The sequence below is a fragment of the Bradyrhizobium sp. RDM12 genome, assembly GCF_051917485.1.
Taxonomy (GTDB): Bacteria; Pseudomonadota; Alphaproteobacteria; order Rhizobiales; family Xanthobacteraceae; genus Bradyrhizobium.
In genome coordinates this window covers 3,738,594-3,759,633 of the sequence record NZ_CM133064.1, presented here as the reverse complement: position 1 = coordinate 3,759,633, position 21,040 = coordinate 3,738,594, and the positions used below count along the sequence as shown (strand labels likewise).

At 62.3% G+C, this 21,040-nt stretch carries 22 protein-coding genes and 3 pseudogenes; 6 read left to right on the top strand and 19 right to left on the bottom strand.

The genetic code is table 11. The features are described 5' to 3' along the window. Positions 1–20: 20 nt before the first annotated feature. The 5 genes from ACTGJ9_RS18155 to ACTGJ9_RS18135 form a co-directional block, all read right to left on the bottom strand. Positions 21–788, bottom strand: coding sequence for an ABC transporter permease (locus tag ACTGJ9_RS18155; RefSeq protein WP_456678158.1), 768 nt, complete (start codon positions 786–788; stop codon positions 21–23). Beyond that, positions 785–1,570, bottom strand: coding sequence for an ABC transporter permease (locus tag ACTGJ9_RS18150; protein WP_456678157.1), 786 nt, complete (start codon positions 1,568–1,570; stop codon positions 785–787). The genes ACTGJ9_RS18155 and ACTGJ9_RS18150 overlap by 4 nt, the downstream gene beginning before the upstream one ends. Beyond that, a complete protein-coding gene (locus ACTGJ9_RS18145; RefSeq protein ID WP_456678156.1) occupies positions 1,567–2,412 on the bottom strand; it encodes an ABC transporter ATP-binding protein in 846 nt (281 codons plus the stop codon). The genes ACTGJ9_RS18150 and ACTGJ9_RS18145 overlap by 4 nt, the downstream gene beginning before the upstream one ends. A 124-nt stretch (positions 2,413–2,536) precedes the next feature. Continuing rightward, entirely contained in the window at positions 2,537–4,231 is a 1,695-nt protein-coding gene (ilvD, locus tag ACTGJ9_RS18140; protein ID WP_456678155.1) for a dihydroxy-acid dehydratase, read from the bottom strand. 76 nt (positions 4,232–4,307) lie between these two features. Then, positions 4,308–5,291, bottom strand: coding sequence for an ABC transporter substrate-binding protein (locus tag ACTGJ9_RS18135; protein ID WP_456678154.1), 984 nt, complete (start codon positions 5,289–5,291; stop codon positions 4,308–4,310). A 177-nt stretch (positions 5,292–5,468) separates the two neighbouring features. On the opposite strand from ACTGJ9_RS18135, the gene ACTGJ9_RS18130 reads away from it, so the two are divergent. Beyond that, complete coding sequence (locus ACTGJ9_RS18130; RefSeq protein WP_456678153.1) at positions 5,469–6,377, top strand: NAD(P)-dependent oxidoreductase; 909 nt, start codon at positions 5,469–5,471, stop codon at positions 6,375–6,377. A 23-nt stretch (positions 6,378–6,400) separates the two neighbouring features. Here the strand turns inward: ACTGJ9_RS18130 and ACTGJ9_RS18125 are convergent. The 6 genes and pseudogenes from ACTGJ9_RS18125 to ACTGJ9_RS18100 all read right to left on the bottom strand — a co-directional run bounded on the left by ACTGJ9_RS18125 (position 6,401) and on the right by ACTGJ9_RS18100 (position 11,147). Beyond that, positions 6,401–6,965: pseudogene (locus tag ACTGJ9_RS18125) on the bottom strand (flavin reductase family protein). A gap of 9 nt (positions 6,966–6,974) precedes the next feature. Beyond that, positions 6,975–8,204, bottom strand: a complete 1,230-nt coding sequence (locus ACTGJ9_RS18120) for an acyl-CoA dehydrogenase family protein (protein WP_456678152.1) — start codon at positions 8,202–8,204, stop codon at positions 6,975–6,977. A 64-nt stretch (positions 8,205–8,268) separates the two neighbouring features. After that, a complete protein-coding gene (locus ACTGJ9_RS18115) occupies positions 8,269–9,537 on the bottom strand; it encodes a CaiB/BaiF CoA transferase family protein (RefSeq protein ID WP_456678151.1) in 1,269 nt (422 codons plus the stop codon). 235 nt (positions 9,538–9,772) lie between these two features. Beyond that, positions 9,773–10,201: a GNAT family N-acetyltransferase gene (locus tag ACTGJ9_RS18110; RefSeq protein ID WP_456678150.1), complete on the bottom strand. Its 429-nt coding sequence runs from the start codon at positions 10,199–10,201 to the stop codon at positions 9,773–9,775. A 69-nt stretch (positions 10,202–10,270) separates the two neighbouring features. Beyond that, a complete protein-coding gene (locus tag ACTGJ9_RS18105) occupies positions 10,271–10,570 on the bottom strand; it encodes a hypothetical protein (RefSeq protein ID WP_456678149.1) in 300 nt (99 codons plus the stop codon). A gap of 261 nt (positions 10,571–10,831) precedes the next feature. Then, positions 10,832–11,147: pseudogene (locus ACTGJ9_RS18100) on the bottom strand (hypothetical protein). 902 nt (positions 11,148–12,049) lie between these two features. On the opposite strand from ACTGJ9_RS18100, the gene ACTGJ9_RS18095 reads away from it, so the two are divergent. Further along, entirely contained in the window at positions 12,050–13,150 is a 1,101-nt protein-coding gene (locus ACTGJ9_RS18095; protein ID WP_456678148.1) for an IS5 family transposase, read from the top strand. On the opposite strand, the gene ACTGJ9_RS18090 is transcribed toward ACTGJ9_RS18095, so the two are convergent. Together ACTGJ9_RS18090 and ACTGJ9_RS18085 are read right to left on the bottom strand one after the other, a co-directional pair. Further along, positions 13,083–13,460, bottom strand: a complete 378-nt coding sequence (locus ACTGJ9_RS18090) for a DUF4261 domain-containing protein (RefSeq protein ID WP_456678147.1) — start codon at positions 13,458–13,460, stop codon at positions 13,083–13,085. The genes ACTGJ9_RS18095 and ACTGJ9_RS18090 overlap by 68 nt on opposite strands. A gap of 602 nt (positions 13,461–14,062) precedes the next feature. Further along, on the bottom strand, positions 14,063–14,254 hold the full coding sequence (locus ACTGJ9_RS18085) for a hypothetical protein (RefSeq protein WP_456678146.1): 192 nt from the start codon (positions 14,252–14,254) through the stop codon (positions 14,063–14,065). Positions 14,255–14,454: 200 nt separating this feature from the next. Between ACTGJ9_RS18085 and ACTGJ9_RS18080 the strand changes: the two genes are divergently transcribed. After that, a complete protein-coding gene (locus ACTGJ9_RS18080) occupies positions 14,455–14,709 on the top strand; it encodes a DUF3551 domain-containing protein (RefSeq protein ID WP_456678145.1) in 255 nt (84 codons plus the stop codon). An 831-nt stretch (positions 14,710–15,540) separates the two neighbouring features. Here ACTGJ9_RS18080 and ACTGJ9_RS18075 read toward each other — a convergent pair. After that, positions 15,541–15,732, bottom strand: coding sequence for a hypothetical protein (locus tag ACTGJ9_RS18075; protein WP_456678144.1), 192 nt, complete (start codon positions 15,730–15,732; stop codon positions 15,541–15,543). A 312-nt stretch (positions 15,733–16,044) separates the two neighbouring features. Here ACTGJ9_RS18075 and ACTGJ9_RS18070 point away from each other — a divergent pair, with 312 nt between their 5' ends. Further along, complete coding sequence (locus ACTGJ9_RS18070) at positions 16,045–16,299, top strand: DUF3551 domain-containing protein (protein ID WP_456678143.1); 255 nt, start codon at positions 16,045–16,047, stop codon at positions 16,297–16,299. Between the two features lie 154 nt (positions 16,300–16,453). Here ACTGJ9_RS18070 and ACTGJ9_RS18065 read toward each other — a convergent pair whose 3' ends face one another. The 4 genes from ACTGJ9_RS18065 to ACTGJ9_RS18050 all read right to left on the bottom strand — a co-directional run bounded on the left by ACTGJ9_RS18065 (position 16,454) and on the right by ACTGJ9_RS18050 (position 18,611). Further along, on the bottom strand, positions 16,454–16,849 hold the full coding sequence (locus tag ACTGJ9_RS18065; RefSeq protein WP_456678142.1) for a response regulator: 396 nt from the start codon (positions 16,847–16,849) through the stop codon (positions 16,454–16,456). Positions 16,850–17,249: 400 nt separating this feature from the next. Further along, positions 17,250–17,642, bottom strand: coding sequence for a VOC family protein (locus ACTGJ9_RS18060; RefSeq protein ID WP_456678141.1), 393 nt, complete (start codon positions 17,640–17,642; stop codon positions 17,250–17,252). Between the two features lie 425 nt (positions 17,643–18,067). Then, the gene (locus ACTGJ9_RS18055; protein WP_456678140.1) at positions 18,068–18,286 is read right to left on the bottom strand and encodes a hypothetical protein; all 219 of its coding nucleotides are present in this window, start codon (positions 18,284–18,286) and stop codon (positions 18,068–18,070) included. A 136-nt stretch (positions 18,287–18,422) separates the two neighbouring features. Then, complete coding sequence (locus tag ACTGJ9_RS18050) at positions 18,423–18,611, bottom strand: hypothetical protein (protein WP_456678139.1); 189 nt, start codon at positions 18,609–18,611, stop codon at positions 18,423–18,425. A gap of 408 nt (positions 18,612–19,019) precedes the next feature. Between ACTGJ9_RS18050 and ACTGJ9_RS18045 the strand changes: the two genes are divergently transcribed. Next, a complete protein-coding gene (locus ACTGJ9_RS18045; protein ID WP_456678138.1) occupies positions 19,020–19,205 on the top strand; it encodes a hypothetical protein in 186 nt (61 codons plus the stop codon). 77 nt (positions 19,206–19,282) lie between these two features. Here ACTGJ9_RS18045 and ACTGJ9_RS18040 read toward each other — a convergent pair whose 3' ends face one another. Further along, entirely contained in the window at positions 19,283–19,456 is a 174-nt protein-coding gene (locus ACTGJ9_RS18040; RefSeq protein WP_456678137.1) for a DUF3606 domain-containing protein, read from the bottom strand. A 273-nt stretch (positions 19,457–19,729) separates the two neighbouring features. On the opposite strand from ACTGJ9_RS18040, the pseudogene ACTGJ9_RS18035 reads away from it, so the two are divergent. After that, positions 19,730–20,970: pseudogene (locus tag ACTGJ9_RS18035) on the top strand (NRAMP family divalent metal transporter). The last annotated feature ends 70 nt before the right edge of the window (positions 20,971–21,040 follow it).

Genomic DNA, 21,040 nt, shown 5'->3' with positions numbered 1-21,040 from the left:
CTGGTTTCTTGTTCGTCAGGTCACGCCTCGGGGAAGCCCCGCAAGAGATACGATCGCACGGCGCCCAACAGGCCGTTGAGAATCAACCCTAGCAGCGAGATCGTGATGAGCGGCACGAACATATCGACGGCCTGGAAGGTTCGGGCCGCGGTCACGAGCGCGTGCCCCAATCCGTCGGTCGACGTGATCATCTCGGCCAGAAACACCACGATACAGGAAATGACAAGGCCGATCCGACATCCGGTCAGGATCGACGGCATCGCCGCCGGCAAGACGACCCTGAAGAGGATTTCATAGCGCGGCGTTCCCGCTGCCATCGCCGACCAGATCAGCTTTTGCTCCACCGTCGAAGCACCGTAATAGGTCGACAGGAGAATAGGGAAGAGTGCGTCCGCCGCCACCAGCGTGATCTTCGATCCGTGACCGAAGCCAAGTAACAGCAGCAAAGCCGGATAGAGCGCGACCTTCGGCAATGGCGCCAGCACCCGCACGATCGGCCGAACTATGGCGTTGATCGCCGGACTGGCAGCGGCCGCGATACCGATACTGACGCCGAGGACGACCGCAATCGCGAAGCCGGCGAAGAGCCGGATCAGGGTTGCCGCGATTTCCTGCTGAAACGTCCACGTCGCGAGTTGCTGGAGCAGTCGGCTGAAGACGACCCCCGGCGCCGGCAACAAAACCACAGGCGCGAAGCCGAATGACACCAACACTTGCCACAGCACGATCACCAGTACGATCGGCGCGAGTCCAAACATGACGTTGGCCGAGAGGAAACGCGACATCATGAGAAGCTCAACGGTATGTCAAACCGAGGCTCGGACCAGCGCACCAGCCTTGCGCGGACGCGCTCGAAGACCGCATCGAGACAGATGCCCATCGCGCCGACGATGATGATCATCGCGTACACCGTGTCGTATTGGCCCATATCGAGCGCGTTGAACAGGATGTTCCCTGCTCCCGATTGCCGCGCGATCATCTCGCTGGTGATCATCGTGATCAGCGCCAGCACCAGGCCGGTGCGGCACCCGGTCAGGATCTCCGGGAGCGCGGCCGGCAACACGATCCGGACCAGGCGCTGCAAGGGCGAAAGCCCCATCGCTGCGCCGGACCACAGCATTTTCTCCTCGACCGCCTTGGCGCCCTCAAAACTATGATAGATCACCGGAAGGCTTACGCCGAGAAAGATCACCAGTGTCTTGGTGATGTCACCGACGCCGAGCCATAGCATGATGATCGGCATCAGGGCCGCCTTCGGCACCGGATAGATCACCATCAGCAGCGGATTGAAGAATGCCGCGACTGCCCGGCTACGACCCATCAACAGGCCTAGCGGAATCGAAACCAGCACTGCAATGCCGAACCCGATCGCCATGCGGCGGAGCGACGCCAGAATGTTGATCAGAGATTCCTGGTCGCCCAGGATATCCGGGATCGCGCGGATCGCTTCGATAGCCGTTGGAAAGCTGTCGTTCTTCAGCGCAAGCGACGCGACCTGCCATACCGCCAACAGTCCGATGCAAGCCAGCACCGGCGCAACACGTCTCGCAATGGCTGCCGGCGATATCACGAGAGCGAACCGGCATCGTCGCTTTCATCGAACATGCGCTCGATGTCGACGACGTACTTCTGGTAGCGCGGATCGAGCAACAGCTCGTTGCGGCGACGCGGCCGGGGCAGATCGATGTCGATGACCTGCCGGATACGCCCGGGAGACTTCGACATCATCACGACCTTGTCCGAGAGGAAGACGGCTTCGTCGACCGAGTGGGTGACGAACAGCACTGTCTTACGGTCACGCTCCCAGATGTTCAGAAGATCATTCTGCAAGCGCGTCCGGGTGTGCGCATCGAGCGCACCGAACGGCTCGTCCATCAACAACACTTCGGGGTGGTAGGCCAGCGTCCGGGCCAACGCGACGCGCTGCTTCATGCCGCCCGACAACTCTTTCGGATAGAAGCTCTCGTAGCCCTTCAGGCCGACCATCTCGATCAGAGCACGGCTCTGTGCTTCTGCCTCGTTGGCTCTCACGCCTTGCTGGCGCGGGCCATACATCACGTTGCCCAGCACGGTCTTCCATGGGAACAGCGCGAACTCCTGGAACACCGGTCCGCGATCCGGACCCGGCCCCGTGATCGCCTGTCCTTTCATCTTTGCGGCGCCGCTGGTCGGATTGACGAAGCCGCCGACAATGTAAAGCAATGTCGATTTGCCACAGCCGGAAGGACCGAGAATCGAAACGAACGCCCTCTCCTCGATCGTCAAGGAAATATCCGATAGTGCCAAATGATCCTTGCGCGCCGAGGTCTGGAAGACCTGCGAGACGCGGTCGATCTCGATGATAGCAGAAGCCGGCTTTTGTGACGTCACCGGTCTCACCCATTCGCTCGATCTCGAAGGCACTACCTTCATCCCGTCTCTCGCTTCACTCGCGCGCGAACGTCACGCAACCGACCTGCGGAATGTCCTGCATCAGCGGAACGAGCTTAGCAAGAAACTTGCCAGACGGATCGCTATTTCGCACGTGCGCGACTTTTCAGTCGAACCACGGCCACTCCGCCGGTCCCTGATGCGTGACCGCTCCACCTGGTGCCTGGCCGACCAGACGCGCATATTTCGCCAGCGCACCTGCGCGATGACGCGGCGGTCGTTGCTTCCAATCGCGGCGGCGGGCAGCGAGTTCCTGCTCGTCGACCAGCAAGTCCATGCGGCGGCGGGCGGCATCAATCCGGATCTTGTCGCCATCTCGGACAATCGCCAGCGGGCCGCCAACAAACGCCTCCGGAGATATATAGCCGATACACATGCCGCGCGTGGCGCCGGAGAACCGCCCATCCGTAACCAGGGCCACCTTCTCGCCCATGCCCTGGCCGTAAATCAGCGCGGTGACGCCGAGCATCTCGCGCATGCCAGGACCACCCACCGGTCCTTCATTGCGGATCACCAAAACCTCGCCAGCCTTGTAGCTGCGGTCGCGAACAGCCGCGATGCAACCCTCTTCATCCTCGAAGACGCGCGCCACACCCTCGAAGAATTGGCTCTTCAGGCCCGCGACCTTGATGACGGCGCCATCGGGACAGAGATTGCCCTTCAGAACCGCCACCCCACCATCAGGCATGATGGGGGCGCCGGCCGCGTAAACCACCTCACCATCGGGCGCATTGGCGGCGCCATATTCTTCCGCAAGCGTACGGCCCGTGATGGTTAGGCAGCCGCCATCGATATGCCCACTTCGAATCAACTCGCGGATCACAACGGCCGCGCCGCCGATGTCGTAGACGTCCTTTGCCGTGTACTTGCCGCCCGGCCGCAGGTTTCCGATCAGCGGCGTCCTGGCAAAGACCTCGCCAACATCATCGATCGTAAGCGCAATGCCGGCCTCGTTCGCAATCGCCGGCAGATGCAGCGCGGCGTTGGTGGACCCGCCCGTGGCGGCAACAATCGCGGCACCATTCTCCAGAGATCTCCGCGTTACGATGTCACGCGGCACCGGCCCGCCTCGTTCGAGCATCTCCATGATCAGGCGTCCGGCACGGCGCGAGATCTGCGCTCGCTCGGCATAGACGCCGGGCACCATCGACACATTGGGGATGGTCAGGCCCATCGCCTCCGATACCATTCCCATGGTGTTGGCAGTGAACTGACCGGCGCAGGCCCCAATGGTCGGCAGGCAGGCACGCTCGATCCGCTCGAGCGTCGCAGCGTCGATCTCTCCAGTCATGTAGCTGCCCACGGCCTCGTAAGAGTCGAGGACAGTCAGCGTGCGTCCATCCACGCGGCCCGGCAGCGAGCTGCCGCCATAGATGAAGATGGCAGGCACGTTGCAACGAACCATGCCCATCATCACGCCCGGAAGCGTCTTGTCGCATCCGCCGTATCCGATCAGCGCGTCGTAGGCGAGGCCGTGGACGACCGCCTCGATGGAATCGGCGATCAGCTCACGCGAGAACAGCGAGAACTTCATCCCCTCGTGATTCATGCTGATCCCGTCGGACACCGAGATGGTTGAGAATTCGCGCGGCGTACCGCCGGCCTCCTCGATCCCGGTCTTGGCCGCAGCGACCTGGAAGTCGTGGGTCATGTTGCAGGGCGTCTGCTCGCCCTTCATGCTGACGATGCCGACCATCGGCTTGGCAATGGCCGCGTCGTCCAGCCCCATCGCGCGCATGAAGGCACGGTGCGGAGCCCGGTCGAGGCCGTCAGTCGTTATCCGTGATCGCAACTTCTTCATGCCTGCATCATCTTCATGCAATGTCCTGCGCGGCGGGACATTGCGACCTCATTGATCCAGCAAACCGCCCGATCGCCTATTGCAGTGGGGCGACAATCGTCGGGTGTTTGAACTGCGCGACATCCAGCTTCGGCAGCATTCCGGTTTCCGCATAGATGTCGAGCATCTTCTGGATCGCCGGGAAATTCGGCGCCGCACCGGGGTCGCGACCGAAATCGTTATCCTTGAGCAGATAAGTGTCGAGCACCGGGATGGGCGCTTTCAAGACTTCATTGACCACTTTCAACGTCTCCTCGCGGTTCGCGAGTGCCTTCTTCATGCCCGACGTGATATCACGGACATAGGCCTTGACCAGCTCAGGATTCTTGTCGACGAAATCGGCACGGCAGGCTTCCAGGATGTGCACGATATTCGGCATGGCCTGCGACAGCGAGAACAGTTTTCTTGTGCCGCCCTTAGCCTCTGCTCGCGCCGCGAACGGCTGGTTCATGTTGACCGCGTCGACCCGACCCTGACGCAGGGCATCTTCGGACACGGCAAAGCCCACCTCGACCAGCTTGATGTCCTTGGCCGGATCGACGCCGTTCTGCTTCAGCAGCAGGTTGAACGGGCCTTGCGTGCCGCCGCCGATCACGGAAATTCCGACTGTCTTGCCCTTGAGATCCGCAATGGTCTTGATCGGCGAGTCATCCATGACCGCCCAGTAGACCGAGAAGCCACCGGGCTTCTCGAAGACATGCTGCGCCACGATGTAGGCCTTGAGATTGCCGCCGACCACGCCGTTGGCAAGCGAGAGTGGCGCCTGCGTCGCGCAATCCAGTGCGCCGGCCGCCAAGGCCTGCGTCATCGGCGCGGTGCCCTGAAACTGGGTCCATTCGATGTTGTAGGTCTTGCCGATATCGGGAAATTCGGCCGGCCTGCGCATCATCCAGTATTTGGATTCCTCGGCCGGGATGGTCCAGCCGACCCGGATCGTCTGCTGCGCCCGCGAGGGACTTGCGCCCGCGATCATGGCCGCCACGGCCCCTATTGCCAGCATCCACGTCGAAACTGCCCGCATCGTGCCCACTCCGTTGCTCCGGGCGCCGACCGACGCCACCCGACCCGACCGCTCCAAATGTTTCATGGTTCAAACAATCAGGCAAGCCATGCAAGGCGGCCGGTTTCGCGGCGGGATCCGTTATGTATGGTGCGCAGCGGTCGCGCGGCGTTGCGCCGCGACACATGGAGGCAACCTATGGCTGATGCGAGCAAGGCAAACCCGCAAAGCGTCGAGAAGCTCGGCTATCTCGGCCTCGGACTGATGGGGACGCCAATGGTCCGGCGCCTGCTCAAGGCCGGCTATCACGTCAGCGTCTGGAATCGCTCGGAAGGCAAGGTCGCTCCGCTCGTCGACGCCGGCGCCGAGCGCGCGGACACGCCGCGCGACCTGCTGGCGAACTCCGACATCGTGTTCATGTGCGTGACAGATGCCGCTGCCGTCGAAGAGGTAATCTTCGGACCGGAAGGTTTTGCGGCCGCTCCCGGCGCAGGCAAGCTCGTGGTCGACTTCTCATCGATCCATCCCGAGGCCGCTCGTGGGCTTGCGGCGCGTTTGAAAGCTGCGAATGGCGCAGGCTGGATCGACGCACCGGTGTCCGGCGGCACGAAGGGTGCCGAAGAAGGCACGCTTGCCATCATGGCAGGCGGAGCGGCCTCTGATATCGCGCGGGCGCGGCCCTATGTCCTAGCCATGGCGCAGAGGTTCACCCACATGGGTCCCATCGGCGCTGGCCAGACCACAAAGCTTTGCAATCAGGTCATCGTCGGATGCGCAATGGCCGTGCTCGCGGAGGCGACGCGCCTTGCCTCGAATGCCGGAATTGACGCAAGTCGATTGCCCGAGGCGCTCGCGGGCGGCTTTGCGGATTCGATCCCGCTCCAGCTCTTCGTGCCACGCATGGTCCAGGGGATCCACTCGCCACCGCTCGGCCACATCGCGACGATGCTAAAGGATCTCGACACTGTGGCCGATGTCGCCCAGGCAACGTCAACGCCGGTGCCGATGGCAAAGCTCGCGGGACAGATCTTCAGGCTGGCCAAGGCTGCGCGCGGCGCAGACGCGGACGCTCTGGAAATCTACAAGCTCTCGGCCACGGACCGTTGAACCGACCGGCTTCCCTGGATGTCCTACGGCGACTTCTTGCGCTCGTCATCGGCCAAAAACCGGCCATACGCGCCCCGCGCAAACAGCAGCGGCTCTTTTGCGTTGTAGGCATAGGCCTCGACCGCACCGAGAAAGATCACATGATCACCGCCATAATAGCGATTGACGGATCGGCACTGAAAATTGGCCACGCTCTCGGCAAGCACCGGCGCGTCACCGAGGCCCGGCGTCCAGTCCACGCCGGCGAACTTGTCCTCTGACGATCTTGCGAATTTGTTTGCCAGCGCCTGCTGCGAGGTGCCCAGAACGTGCACGGTGAAATGGCTGGCGCTCTGAAACACAGTCAAGCTCGATGAATAGAACTCCGAGGCTCCAGAGCACCAGCGGAGGATTCAAGGAGACTGACGCAAACGAGTTGCAGGTAATGCCATACGGCTTTCCATCAACGGCCGTGGCTGTAATGATCGTTACGCCTGTTCCGTAGGTGCCGAGCGCGCTGCGGAAATCACGCGGATCAATTTGCGAGCTGTCGCTTGCGAACTCGTTGGCTGGATCGGAAACGGCCGGCTGCTTTGGCAGATCATTCATCGGCCGACCTCACAAGGTGAGATTCTCGGACGGCAGGCCGAGCGCCACACGTCCATAATTGGTTCCGGCCGCATCGAAATTGAATGCGAGGTGCGAGTTGATCGCGTGCGCATCGCGGAACTGCCGCTGCAACACGCCCGTCGTGAACAGGCCGCGCGCGCCGCTCGCCGCGAACAGCATCGAGACGGCATCCGTGCACAAATTGACCGAGAACGCCCCGTCGCGCCGATACCTGGTCTTGATCGCCATATCGGGCGTGCGCCTACTCCGTGCGTGCTCCATCGCCTCGATACAGGCCGAGCGCATGACAAGGCGTGCAGCATCGATCTTCGCGGAAGCGTCCGCGATCTTGATTTGTGTGCTCTGGAAGTCACTCAGCTTGGCGCGGTTGTATGTCGATATGCGGTGACGCGCGACTTCCGCATAGTCATCCAGGCAGGCCTGCGCATTCCCGAGCGCGACGCCGGAGAGAACGTAAGGAAACAGCGAGAACACCGGCAGCGCGTAGAGCGGATTGGGGTTCACCTTGCTTCCGGGCGTTGCGCCTCCTGCCAGATCACCGACGGCGACCGTCATATGCTCGGGCACAAAGGCGTCGCTGACTTCGACATCCGACGACCCGGTGCCGCGTAGTCCGGCGACGTTCCAGGTGTCCAGGATCTTGTAGTCCGCCCTGGGCAGCAGAAAGATGCGGTATTCGATACCGTCAGCCTCGTCGTCGGACGAGACGACGCTTGCGAGCATGTTCCACGCGCAGGAGCCTACACCGGACGAGAACGGCCAGCTTCCGTGCAGCCGGTATCCGCCCTCGACCTTCCTGGCGCGGCCCGCGGGGAAGATGAACGATGACGCGATCAGCACGTCCGGGTCCTTGTCCCAGACCAGATCCTGCGCGCTCTGCTCGAACATGGCGAGCATCCAGTGGTGGCTCGCCAGATTGGCCAGATTCCATGCCACCGACGCGTCGGCCCGCCCCAGCAACTCGGCGCAATCGATCAGGGCGACGTAGTCGAGCTCGGCGCCGCCGATGCGCTTCGGTTGAAGTATCCGGAACAGGCCGGCATCGTGCAGGTCTTGCTCGGTTTCGGGTGGCAGGTGGCGCAGCTCTTCGGTGCGAGCCGCGCGCTCCCGCAATTGCGGCACGAGCGACCGGGCCTTGGCAATCATTGTCGCGTAGGCTCGTTCGCCGGGGTCTGTCACCACCGACTGCCCCATGCTCGGCTCTTGACCAGGCGCCATTCGTGTCCCTCGCTCTTGTGTATTTATGCGGTGGGAACCGTGCCAAATCAAGCCGGAGCAGCGTTCAGTCCCACGTCGAGGCCTTGGGCAACCCAAAGGCCCCTTTTTCCGCCAAAGCCGCAATCCGCTCTTTGTCGTAACCAAGCGTCTCGCGCATGACGCTCTCGGTATGCTCGCCCAGCACCGGTGCAGCCACGGGATCAATTGCCGCCGTCAGGCTCATGGTGATCGGCGGCTCGATGTTCGGCACCCACTGCGCCGTGCGATGCGGGATTCGGCTCAAGCGTGCGCGCTTGCGTGCTTCGGGCGCATTGAACCCCTCTTCGACGGTCCGGAGATAACCGACTGGAATATTGGCCAGCTTCATCTTTGCCATCCAGTTCTCGAGCGTGTCGCTCGCGAACACCTCCGCGATAGCTGCACGCAGGAGCTCCTTGTTCTCGGACCGCGCCTTACGCGTCGCGAACTGCGGCTCGTTGATGAGATCCGGGCGGTTCATCACCTCGACCACCAGCCGTCGGTACAACCGGTCATTGGCGCAGGCCATGTAGAGCGGACCGTCGGATGCCTCGTAGACGCCGACGGTAGGAGACCCGTTCGGCGAATTTCCGAACCGCCCGGGGTTCTTGCCGTTGATGAGATAGGCCATGCCATAGAAGCCGGTCATTCCCATAGCGACGTCGAACAGGGCGACCTCGACATGCTGTCCGCGGCCGAGCCGATCCCGCGCCAATAGCGCCAGCAGGATGGCATTACAGGCCGACATTCCCGTCGCCATGTCGACAATCGGCGGGCCGGTCCGGACCGGCGGACCATCGGCGAACCCGTTGAGCGACATGAAGCCGCTCTCGGCTTGTGTGATGGGATCGAAGCCGGGACGCGAGGCGAACGGTCCGGTGCGTCCGTAGGCGGAGATCGAGCAATAGACCAGCCGCGGGTTGAGCGGCGCAACGGCCTCGTAGTCGAGGCCGAACTTCTTCATGACCCCGCTGGAAAAATTCTCCACGACGACGTCCGCCCTGCGGATGAGATCCAGCGCGATCTCGCGCGCCTCCGGCACGGCGAGATCGAGCGCGATGCCGCTCTTGTTGCGGTTCAGGCTGAGATAGGCCGCGCTTTCGCCACCAATCTCGGCATGCTCATAGGCGCGCGTGTCATCACCGCCATCGGGGTTCTCGATCTTGATGACGCGCGCACCGAAATCGGCAAGCGTCTGTGTGCAGGCGGGACCCGCGACTACGCGCGTGAAATCGACGACCAGCAGACCATCAAGTGCGGTTGGCCCTCCCGCCGCCCGCGACGGACGTTCCGGCAGTTGAGGCTTGGTGGACATCCCAGGGGCTCCCTTACATCGGCTTGTGCTCGCCGAATTTCCTGCAAGCAAACTTAAAGCCCGGCGAAGCCGCCTGCGCAAGTGCTTCAGCAGCAACGCTTCATACGCAAAAAGGACCGGGCAGCAGTCAAGCTGCCGGGTCCTTAAGCATTCCTACTGAACAAGCCGCGCCTGCATCAGCGCGCGCCGTTTTTGACGTTGCGAAAACCAACTTCCGTGTCACGGGAAACCTGGCTCAATGAAGCGACCTCCGCCAATAGAGCGTATGCGACCAGGCCCAGGGCACCTCGGGTTCGTAGAGCCGATAGCCTGCCTGGATGAAATTATTCGCGGAGAAGCGATTGTCCGTTGTATCCGAAACGATGCTGTCCCATCCGATGCGCCGGCCCCGCGCTTCGACGGCGCGCATCATCCTGCGCTGCAGTCCCCTTCCCCAGTGTCGCTGCAAGACTCCGACTCTGGAGAAGTAGCCGCTATTTCGGGCATGGGTGGACGGCACTAGGCCTGCGAAGGGGACGGGATCATCGCCATGATAGGCCAGCCACCAAGCTCCGATGTCGAATTGCGGCACCGCCGCGGCATCGAAGAACGTCAGCCGATGCGGATCAGCCAGGGTGTCGGCAACGTCATCATCAGACGCATCGACCATACGAATTCTGTACATGGCAAGACCCATAGGATAGGGTTGAACGACCTCGAGCGGCTATGCGGCGACATCAGCGCCAAGGAAAACTCACTTGCTTAACACGACCTTCACGCCGAGCCAGACGGCCCCCATCAGGCCGGTCGCAATCACCGTAATGACGGCCTTGAAAGTGTAGCTCTGCGCCTGCTCCACGCTCTTTCGCCACCGGCGCAGGTGCTGGAAATCTGCCCTCACCTCCTTGCGATCATCATCTTCGATGCCAAAGGAAGCCAGCACCGACGCCACCGCCTTCAATATGATGGCATCGATGCTGTCCTGCTGGAGCTTCTGCTGCTCGACCAGCGTCTCGGCGACGATGGCCCTGATTTCGTCGTCTGGCTTCTCCACCGTTTGATGATCCTTGCAACATTCTCAAAGCCGCGCTTGGCGAAGTAGAAGGAAACGACGAGATTAGCGGTGATCGCCGCGAACCCCGCCAGGGGATCGGTGGATCCGAGGCCGAGAACCCTGTCCCAGACAAGGAGCTTGCCGGATCCGCGCCCGCCGTAGACGCCCTTGTAGCGCGCAGGTTTGAGCAGCGGCGCGAAGATCTTGGCCGTCGGGATTTTCAGGATGGACGTTGCGAGCGCCTCTTCTCCAGCGATGGCGCTAAGACTCTCCGCCGTCCGACTTTTCCGGATGCACGATGATGCGTTCGATCCGGTGGATCAATTCGAGCACACCGTCTTCGCCGTTCTCGATCGGTTGCGCCGCCTTGCCCCAGCCGCGATCAAGAATCGCGTTGGCGGCCGAGACGCGAGCCGCCGGCGTCGCCTCGTCGCTGCGCATGATCCCGACGAGAACCCTGATCGCCGTCCTGGTATGACTGCGCGCCAGCGAGCGAGATCTCGGTAAGCGTTCGTGCTTTCGAGGCCCTCCTGGTGACCGGCCGGTAGACGTCCGCGACCTTCACCTCGTATTCCATTCCGTCACTCAAGCAAAAATCTCCCACACGACAATCGCGACCAGGCCCCGCAAGCGCGAGCGATATCAAATAGACCGTCATCGTTCCTCCAAGAAAACAACAGTGCGGCAGATCGCGAGACGACGCGCGATCGTTTCGGCGCGAACCTTATCCCCGTCTCCGGGGACCGCGGAAGCGCAAGCAAAGGCTCGCGCCGCGGGCCGGCACGTTCGCGCGTGCACGGCCAATAGATGTGATTCGGACGGCGGCGCGCTTGTCGGCGCTCCATGAACGCGTTTCCACGAGGGCGAAGCGCGATGCGCGGGACGCCCTCCGATTCCTACAACCGAAACGAAAAAGCCCGCAGCGGAAGCTTCCGCGCGGGCCACAAACTCGTTTCGATGATGCCATTCTGCCGGTGTTTTGCCCGACGTGTCAAACTCCATTTTCTATTGAATCGCGGCCGTCGCGATTGCGAAGATTGCAACCCCATAAATCGATACGAAAAAACCCGCTCCGGATCATTCCGCGCGGGCTCGACCAACTTCTCTCGATGATGCCACTCTGCCAGTGTTTTGCCCGACGTGTCAAACGACATCGAGCCAAATTCATGGAAACCGGCGTCGAGTTATTGCTCCTGACGAAACAGCGGCTGTATCCAGCGAGAGAACCATTCGCCCGCGTCGTCTCGCGGATTGGCCGGATCCCAGATTGGCGGAGGGACGACATAACTCGGGGCAAACGCGCCAATCGGTCTGCTCGCCCCTGGTAACCGCGTGCTGGCTAATCGATCGTTCCGTTGAGGTCCAGTCTAGTGCCGCCGCGGCGCGCGGAATCAGCCTCTAGCAGTCTGCTGAAGAACCCCCTCGCCACGGAGAGGGCTTGATGATTCACTTTATCATCTCGAATCGGCGGAGGCGATCATGCGCGGCAGGTTTACGGATCAGGGCGGCCTGTTTTCGTACATCGCGCCGGATAAGCGTGTGCCAGCGAACCACCCGCTGCGGAAGGTCCGGGAACTTGTCCGGGATGTTTTGAGTGATTTGAACCGCAGCCTTGGGAGGCTCTACTCCAGCGAGGGACGTCCTTCGATCCCTCCGGAGCAATTGCTAAGTGCGCTGCTGCTGCAGGTGTTCTACGGCATCCGCTCGGAACGTCAGTTGATGGAGCAACTGGACTACAATCTTTTGTATCGGTGGTTTGTGGGACTGTCGCCGGACGATCCGGTTTGGGACCCGACCACCTTCACCAAGAACCGGGAGCGGCTGCAGAACGGCGATGTATTCACGAAGTTCATGACCAGGCTTCTCAACCATCCACAGGTCAAGCCGCTGCTGTCGGACGAGCACTTCTCGGTGGATGGAACGCTGATCGAAGCCTGGGCTTCACAGAAGAGCTTTCGTCCCAAGGACGGCAGCGGCGACGATGATGACGGCGCGAACTTCCATGGCCAGAAGCGCAAGAACGACACCCACGCGAGCACCAGTGACCCCGACAGCCGGCTTTATCGCAAGGCGGCCGGACGGGAGGCCAAGCTTTGCTATATGGGCCACGCCACCATGGAGAACCGGCATGGGCTGGCGGTGGCCGGCAGGGTCACGCATGCCAATGGCACCGCCGAACGCCGGGCTTCGGAGACCATGCTGAAGGCGAGACGCAAAGCCGCAGGCCGCCGCATCACGGCCGGTGAGGACAAGGCGTACGATACCGCCGATCATGTCGCCAATCTTCGCGCCATCGGCGTGACGCCGCATGTGACACAGAACCAGGCCGTCACCAAAACCGGCAAGACCCGCAACAGCGCCATCGACGAACGAACCACGCGGCATCCAGGGTACGGCATGTCGCAATCGCGCCGGGCGATGGTCGAGTGCATTTTCGGATGGGGCAAGCAACACGGCACCATGCGCAAGACCAAACATCGCGGCATCGCTCGCGTCGCCGCCGACTTCCTGCTCAATCTGATCGCCTATAACCTGATCCGCATTCCAAAAATCGCTCGGATAGCCCAAAGCGGGCCGTAATGCGCTCGTGCTCATCCCTGCCAAAGGTGTCGCCGTCTTTAATCACCGCACCATGCTCAATCAGATAGACTGCAAGGCCTGCCACTCTGTCGATCATAACCGGAAGCGCAAGCTTGTCGGTCTCGAATTCAATCTCGCGCCCCGCAAATGCCGACAATCCCATTGTCACGGCGCCGATCTTCGCCTCCGAACGGAATGGCATGATGTCGATCCAGAGGGTAAAGGGATAGTCGGAAAATTGCGCAAAGGATTGACGCGACATCTCCATCCAAAGCTTGGCGGGTCGCGCGACTTTGGTGTCCCAGACCACCGCACAGCACTCCGGATCGTGGCAATCAATGCACCGATGACGGCCGTCATGAGACGGGCGACGGGCAGTGATTGCAGATTCTGTCCCAGCACCGAGACGATCAGATGACCTCGATGACGCGCTGCCACCGTCTTGGCTTCTGGCCACGTGGTAGCCGCGCGTGACCACAAGCCGGGATCTGGCGGAATTGGCGCAGGCACCGACATCACGGCGACCATTTCCCCGCCACATCAGATGAGCGGCGAGTTCGCGGAAGGCTGCCGAATGTCCTCGGCACCGCGACCATCCACTATTTGAGCCGCCAGTTCGGGATGCCTCGCGCGAAGAGCCTTGACGACCAGCACCATGTCAGGGGTAGTCGGCTTTCCTAGTAAGACAAGAGCGATGGATGACGGAATTCGGCTCGAGTCTACGGGGCTAACCTGAGCCATTTCTCGCTTGAATATTCGTTTATTAGCGCCGTTAAGCAGGGCCACTTCTTCAAACAAAAAGCCGCGGCGACAACTCACATCGGGCCAATTAGCCCATCTAGATGATGTCATTCCGCTAGTGTTGCCCGAAGTGACAAACTTTTATTGCAATTACCTGCGACGCGCTCGAGATCACGCCTCGTTCAATCCGGCGCCGCGATCCACCGCGGCCGCTTCTCCCTTGGCCGTGAGCTCGAGGGTGTCACCATCCTTCTGCACGTAGCCGTCCGTGATGAGCCGGAACAGTTCGTCCCGCTTGTCATCGCTGAAGGCGATGGACTGGCCGATGTCGCAGAGCACGGTGATCTGGGCATCTGTCAGCATGGAGTCCTCCTGCGCGTACAAGAGCCCCGGCAGTCGACTCGTTTCTCCGGGGACGCCCAGACCGCGGAATCAAAAAGCCCGCGGCGGATGCGTCCCGCGCGGGCTGAACTAGACTTGTCGATGATGTGATTGTGCAGGTGTTTTGCCCGACGTGTCAAAGCGTATACTGAAAACGAATTCGCGAACCCCGGAGTACCATCATGCGCGCACTTCCCACTCTCCTCCTGGTCGGCATTACAATGGCTATGGCTGCTCCGGCCACAGCCCAACGGTTCGCCGGCAATGCTCCCGTGTGCATGCAGAAGTGGCAGTGGGGCGGCTCCAGCTATATCACCTGCCAGTTTGCTTCGTGGGACCAATGCAGAGCCACCGCTGCGGGCCTTTCCGCCATGTGCCTGTCGAACCCCTATGTGCAACAGCCGGCTCATCCGGACCGCAGTCCGCGATTCCGATAGGCGCGCTGCGGCGGCCGCCGGACAAATTCCGGCGGATACGGACAACGTCACGATCGGTTGAGGAGGCATAGGCGCAAGAAACCGGGTTTCTTTGGAACGCTGCATCACGGCAATCATTGAGCCGGCGGGGCGAAACTCCCTGAGGAAAAGGCGATGCGTTCGATTCTGGCCTTGAGCGTTTTGATAAGCCTGTGCGGGGTCGCGAACGCGGCAAGTGTGCATCATGGGCACCGGCACGCGGTGCTTCGCCCCCATCACCACATGTACCCATCAGCTCGAGCCTCGGGCTTTGCCTATGCGCCGCGGCAATACAACCGGTCCGCCGACCCCTGTAGCAGGCCGGAAGCGTATTACGGCTCCTGTCAGGGTTATGCGCCTGGCGAAAAGGAGCAATTTCTCGAGAGTGTGCTCAACCCTTATTAGTTGGAAAGCGCGCAACCGGGAGCCCTGATAGGGCCGCCGTCCCCTAGGGCCATTTCCGCGAGGGATCGACCATGACACAAAAACCCATGACACAAAAAAACCTCGCGCAATCTGCCGGAGCCCGAGCCGCGCAAGGACAGCGAACGCGACACGCGAGAGGCGATCATCGCCGACGCCGACAAGACCGACGACCGCGATCTCGTTCACGGCGACGGCGGCACGCTCGACATGCCGACGAAGCCCGGGGATCTGTCGCGAGATGATTGAGCGGCGGCGCGGTCGCCGTCCGCGCAAAAAGCCCGCTGCGGATTGCTCCGCGCGGCCGGACTTTTCCGATGATGCCATTCTGCCAGTGTTTTGCCCGGACGCGTCAAACGCCTTAGCGATTGCTATGCGACCAAACCGCCATCACGCCTCGTTCAATCCGGCACCGTGATCCAGCACGGCCCCCTCTCCCTTGGCGGTGAGCTCGTAGGTGTCGCCGACCTTCTGCACGTAGCCCGCGGTGATGAGCTCGAACAGCTCTTCCCTGTTCTCATCGCTGAAGGCGATGGACTGGCCGATGTCGCGGAGCAATGCGATCTGCGCGTCTGTCAACATGGACTCCTCCGACGGTACAAGTTCCTGGGCCGCAGGCTGTTCCATCGGGCCAGATGGGCTCGCGCGCAGGCATCAAAAAACCCGCTGCGGATGCGTCCCGCGCGGGCTGAACCGAACTTTTTCGATGATACCACTATGCCGGTGTTTTGCCCGACGTGTCAAAGCCTATATTGAAACGAAGCGCCCGCCGCGGAGTGCACCTGTTCGCACGACCTTTGCTCCGTCGGCGCGGCTGCTATTCTTGCCTGCCTGCAGGGACTGCGCATCCGTAGCGTCGACCAAGCAGGGTCCGCAAATCCTCGGAGTCTCATTATGCGCGCGCTTCCCTGTCTCCTCATCGTCTGGATCATGATGGCTACGGCCGCTCCCGCCGCAGCCCAACGGTTCGCCGGCAATGCTCCGGTGTGCCTGCAGAGGTGGGAGTGGGGCGGCTCCAACCATATTTCCTGCGACTATGGTTCGTGGGAGGAATGCAGAGCGTCCGCTGTGGGCCTTCCCGCCATGTGCCTGCTGAACCCTTATGTGCAGCAGCCGGCGCGTCCGGACCTCGGTCCGCGTCGCCGCTAGCTGCGATCGCGCCGGCAGCTTTTGCTTTCGCGCAACGCGAGCCGGTTGGCGGGCTGATAGACCGAACGGCGAAACTCGACCCGCCGTTCATCCGCCATGGGCCAACAAGCGGCCTGGACTCAGTCGCTGAAAACGGCCGCCACCGACGCGGACTTCAACCGTCGGACGAGGCGGAACTCGCATTCAGCAGCTGCGAGACAGCGGTGACAAGCTGCGCCGGGGCAAAGGGCTTCGCCAGCAGAACGCTTTTGGGTACGCCCTTCGAAGCCCAGTCACCACCGCTGTCGCCCGTCATGTAGACGATCGGAATATCAGCGTTGAGCTCGCGCGCGTGTCGGGCAACTTCCCATCCATCGACCCGGTTGCGCCCAAGATTCACGTCGGTCACCAGCGCTCGATAATTCAGCTCACCCGCGTCCAGCAGACCGATGGCCTCTTCGCCGGTCGCAGCGACTTTCACGCCGTACCCGCCCTCCTTCAGCGACTCTTCCACGATGGTCTGAAGCAACGTCTCGTCTTCAATGACAAGAACAAGAATTCCATCACTCACGGTGCATCCTTCCGGCTGCGTGCAGCCCTAACTGGCAGGATAGCCAACAGCCATCATCATGTCTTACAGGCCCGGACGCCGTTCACCTAAGGCTTTGAATCGAGGTTGGTTCCGCTAAATTGGGGGAGTTGGCTCATCTTGCCATTGTCCGACGTGTCAAACGAACGAAGCCGCCAAGCGGGCGTTGACCGATCGGGAGGATTGGCCATGACACCCGAAGTGACACAAAAAACCTCGCGCAATCTGCCTGGACCCGAGCCGCGCAAGGACAGCGGACGCGACGCGCGAGAGGGGTCATCGCGGACGCCGACAAGACCGAAGACAGAGGCCGCGATCTCGTTCACGGCGAGGGCGGCACCCTCGACATGCCGACCAAGCCCGGTGATCTCTCGCGAGACGACTAACGTTTCGCCTCTGTCCGCGCTCCGGCGCGGAGACGGGTTGGCCAACCGACGCGAACCAACGTCTCATCCGGATCGGAGATCGCAAACTCGTACATCCCCCACGGCTTGTCCCCAGGTGATTGCTGAAATTCCCGCGCCGCGGCGTCAACATCCTCGAGGTAGAGATAGAGCCCAAACGGGTTTCTGCCCCGCGTGAGCCACCCCTCGACCGCGTCCGTCAGATGGAGATGTCCGCCCATCCCGTTCGACAGCATGCGATAGGTGTCGAGCTCTCCCGGAGCAGGCCTTTCGCTGGCCGGGCGCGCAAAACCCAGCCGATTATAGAACCGCTCCGACGCATCAAGGTCATTACACGGCAGGACGGCGATCAAGGCTCCGGCAGGGCTCATTCGTGCACTCCTCATCGAGCCGGCAAGATAACCGGCAATTTCAACAACGCATTTATAAAGAAGGGAAGCCCGCGGCGGATGCGTCCCGCGCGAGCTGAACCGAACCTTTCGCTGAAGCCGTTATGCAGGTGCTTTGGTGCAGGTGTTTTGGTGCCAGTGTTTTGGAGCCGGCGTTTTGCCCGACGTGCCAAAGGCGGAAAGCGGCCCCGGCGCTGACGGGGGCTTGGGCGCCGGAGCCGCCATTCCAGGCCGGTCAATCGGCGGCGAGACCGGCCACCCGCTCAATTCTGGGCCGGGCCCGGAAGTTCCTATGGGAGCCGCCAATGGTCAGGCTGCGCCGGCGCAGCACTGTCGCGGGGACCGGTCGCGGGTGCGGCGGCGGGATACCAGTGGCGCTCGTTCGGCCTGAAGGACGCGAAAGCCGCTCACGCGGCGCGCGACAAGTCCGCCGCACGCTCCTGGCGTCCCTGCAGCAAGGCGATCGTCGCCCGCAGATTCTCCCTGCGCGACCGCAAGGCCAGGGCTAGCATCGAATAGGTGGGACTGCCGGGGTCGGCATTGCCGGAATTGCGCTCCTCCTCGGCAATGTCGCTGTCCAGCATCTGGATCCGCCAGCGCAGGTCGGAGATTAGAGCGTGGAGCATGTTCGCTTCGTAACGGGACGTTGTCTGCATGTGATCGCCTCAATCTGAAACGGCCCGATCGGCCGGGTCGGGATCAAGACCTCATGTAGCAAGAGCGATGCCAGCTTGGCTGCAACCCGGGCAGGAGCCCGCGCCCTCACTCCTCCGCCAGCTTCCGCTCGATATAAGCATCCACCGTCTCGGCGAACGAGCGCTGCACGCCGACCGAGGCCACATGCAGTTCGAGCGCCCCCTGCTGGAGCACGCGCAGACCGCGGTTGCGTGCGCTGACCGGCGCCATCGCCAGATAATCGTCGATGGCGCGCTCGCCAGAAAGCTCAGGCAATCGGCCGGACCCGGCATGGGTTCGCGATCTCAGCGCTGCGGCGATTTCGGCTTCGGCTTCGTGACGGGTTGGCTATGGGTCCCGAACAGCGCCAGCAAGAACGCGACTTCTTCCTTCGAACCGACCTGCATCGTGGCTTCCCCTTTTCGCTCCGTTGGTCGGGGCGAGCGGCGAAGGCGTTCAGGACGATCTGGTTTCAGGAGTGTTTCAATCCTGTTTCGTGCGGCATGCAAGCAGCTCTGCCCGTCTTGGCGTCGCCGGGGGACGATACAGGTTCAAGCGCAGCCGCGATCGGGCATAGGTTTACCCAACAGGTCAAACTTTATTCAAATGCAACAAAGCGGATTCGGCGGAATGCAATCTCTCCGCGCCATGCTGGCACACACGCGTTCCGAGGAGAGATGCGCGATGTACTACGTCGCCGCCGCATTGCTGGGATTGTCAGGACTGTTCTATTCCGCGAGCCATCACGAGCTCGGCCAGCTCGGCTCGAACGTGTGCAGCTACGGCAGCACCTTCTGCGAGAATCCGGTGGTCGTCTTTGCCGGCGCTGCGCTCGCCGCCGCCTGGGGCATGTTCGTCAGCATCAAATAAAACGAGAGCCCGGCGCCGCTTGGGAGCCGGGCTTAATAATCGAATGTGCTGCCTGACTGGCGCACCGAGCGGGGCGGCTACCTCGCGAGCTCCTTGCGGACGGCGGCGGCCGAATTGCCGACCTTGTCGACGGCCCGTTGCAGCTGCTCCCTGGTGACGCCGAGCGCGTGGGTCCAGTATTTGACCTCGTAAGCCTCGTGCATGTTGATCTTGCTGCGGTCGGGCTGCTCGCGCTTGGTCAGATTGTCCATCAGCCAATTCCTCGTCTGCTGAAACGGGACGCAATGGTGACTGTCCCGCTCCTCGAAGATTCCGTCTCCGCAGACACAACATGCATTGCGGGCGGGTGTTCCGCACATGCGCCGGGGAGCAGCGCATCCCGCCTGCTGGCCGGCCGGGGAACTTTCCGGCTATGATGGGCTTAGCCCTGAATTCGCAATTCCGGAAGGTGAGCCCTGTCGAATCGATCGCAACATCGCCCCACCGGGCACGGCCGCGCCGAGCCGCCGACGAAGTCCGCTCCGATGCTGCTGCGCCGGCTCGGCCCCGGCCTGATCACCGGGGCGGCCGACGACGATCCGTCGGGCATCGCCACCTATTCGCAGGCCGGCGCGCAATTCGGCTACGGGCTGCTCTGGACGGTCTTTCTCACCACCCCGTTCATGATCGCCATTCAGCTCGTGAGCGCGCAGATCGGTCGCGTCACCGGCAAGGGTCTTGCGGCCAACGTGATGCGGCTCGCGCCGAGCTGGATCGTGATGGGGCTTGTGGCGCTGCTCGTCGTCGCCAACACCTTCAACATCGCCGCCGACATCGCGGCGATGGCGGAGGCGCTCTCGCTGGTCATCGGCGGACTCGATCACGAGCACGCGCTGATCTTCGCGGCCGGATCGACCCTGCTCCAGGTGTTCGTGCCCTATCGACGCTACTCGCCGGTGCTGAAATTCTTGACGCTGACCTTGTTCGCCTATGTCGCGACCGCCTTCACCGTCAAGATCCCGTGGAGCACGGCGCTGCTTGCCACGGTATTGCCGAAGGCGACCGTCAACGCCGATTATTTCATGATGGTGGTCGCGGTCCTCGGCACCACCATCAGCCCCTATCTGTTCTTCTGGCAAGCCTCCCAGGAGGTCGAGGAGATGAACCAGGGCAAGCGCGACAAGCCGTTGCGCGACGCGGCGGCGATCCCGAGATCGCGCGCATCAAGGCCGACACCACCGTCGGCATGCTGCTGTCGAACGGCATCGCCTTCTTCATCATCCTGACCACGGCCTCGGTGTTGAACGCCAACGGCGTCACCCACATCAATTCCGCGACGGAGGCGGCGGAGGCGCTGCGGCCGCTCGCCGGCGACTTCACCTTCGCGCTGTTCGCGCTCGGCATCATCGGCACGGGCCTGTTGGCGATCCCGGTGCTGGCGGGTTCGGCGGCCTACGGCGTTGCGGAAACTTTCGGCTGGCGCGGCACGCTGGAGGCAAAGCCGGAGAAGGCGGTCGGCTTCTACACCATCATCGCAGCCGCGACCGTGATCGGCTTCGGCCTCGGCTTCACCGGCATCAGCGCGATCCACATGCTGGTGTGGAGCGCTGTGCTCAACGGCATCGTCGCCGTTCCGATCATGGCGATGATGATGCTGATCGTCTCGAACGAGAAGATCATGGGGCGCTTCAAGGCCCGGTCATGGCTCGTCATGCTGGGCTGGCTCGGCACCGCACTGATGGCGCTGGCCGTGCTCGCTCTGTTCGGCTCGTTCGTGATCGGCTAGAGCGGCGCCCGGCCGAGTGCTTGCGGGCTTCACGGCAGGTCGTTAGCCTTGTGGCTGGCCCCGGGCCTGC

Excerpts from the sequence above, each read along its gene's own strand:
- ACTGJ9_RS18155 (WP_456678158.1), bottom strand. The coding sequence starts at position 788 with ATGATGTCGCGTTTCCTCTCGGCCAACGTCATGTTTGGACTCGCGCCG.
- ACTGJ9_RS18145 (WP_456678156.1), bottom strand. The coding sequence starts at position 2,412 with ATGAAGGTAGTGCCTTCGAGATCGAGCGAATGGGTGAGACCGGTGACG.
- ilvD (WP_456678155.1), bottom strand. The coding sequence starts at position 4,231 with ATGAAGAAGTTGCGATCACGGATAACGACTGACGGCCTCGACCGGGCT.
- ACTGJ9_RS18135 (WP_456678154.1), bottom strand. The coding sequence starts at position 5,291 with ATGCGGGCAGTTTCGACGTGGATGCTGGCAATAGGGGCCGTGGCGGCC.
- ACTGJ9_RS18130 (WP_456678153.1), top strand. The coding sequence starts at position 5,469 with ATGGCTGATGCGAGCAAGGCAAACCCGCAAAGCGTCGAGAAGCTCGGC.
- ACTGJ9_RS18120 (WP_456678152.1), bottom strand. The coding sequence starts at position 8,204 with ATGGCGCCTGGTCAAGAGCCGAGCATGGGGCAGTCGGTGGTGACAGAC.
- ACTGJ9_RS18115 (WP_456678151.1), bottom strand. The coding sequence starts at position 9,537 with ATGTCCACCAAGCCTCAACTGCCGGAACGTCCGTCGCGGGCGGCGGGA.
- ACTGJ9_RS18110 (WP_456678150.1), bottom strand. The coding sequence starts at position 10,201 with ATGTACAGAATTCGTATGGTCGATGCGTCTGATGATGACGTTGCCGAC.
- ACTGJ9_RS18095 (WP_456678148.1), top strand. The coding sequence starts at position 12,050 with ATGCGCGGCAGGTTTACGGATCAGGGCGGCCTGTTTTCGTACATCGCG.
- ACTGJ9_RS18085 (WP_456678146.1), bottom strand. The coding sequence starts at position 14,254 with ATGCTGACAGATGCCCAGATCACCGTGCTCTGCGACATCGGCCAGTCC.
- ACTGJ9_RS18080 (WP_456678145.1), top strand. The coding sequence starts at position 14,455 with ATGCGCGCACTTCCCACTCTCCTCCTGGTCGGCATTACAATGGCTATG.
- ACTGJ9_RS18075 (WP_456678144.1), bottom strand. The coding sequence starts at position 15,732 with ATGTTGACAGACGCGCAGATCGCATTGCTCCGCGACATCGGCCAGTCC.
- ACTGJ9_RS18070 (WP_456678143.1), top strand. The coding sequence starts at position 16,045 with ATGCGCGCGCTTCCCTGTCTCCTCATCGTCTGGATCATGATGGCTACG.
- ACTGJ9_RS18060 (WP_456678141.1), bottom strand. The coding sequence starts at position 17,642 with ATGAGCCCTGCCGGAGCCTTGATCGCCGTCCTGCCGTGTAATGACCTT.
- ACTGJ9_RS18055 (WP_456678140.1), bottom strand. The coding sequence starts at position 18,286 with ATGCTCCACGCTCTAATCTCCGACCTGCGCTGGCGGATCCAGATGCTG.
- ACTGJ9_RS18045 (WP_456678138.1), top strand. The coding sequence starts at position 19,020 with ATGTACTACGTCGCCGCCGCATTGCTGGGATTGTCAGGACTGTTCTAT.
- ACTGJ9_RS18040 (WP_456678137.1), bottom strand. The coding sequence starts at position 19,456 with ATGGACAATCTGACCAAGCGCGAGCAGCCCGACCGCAGCAAGATCAAC.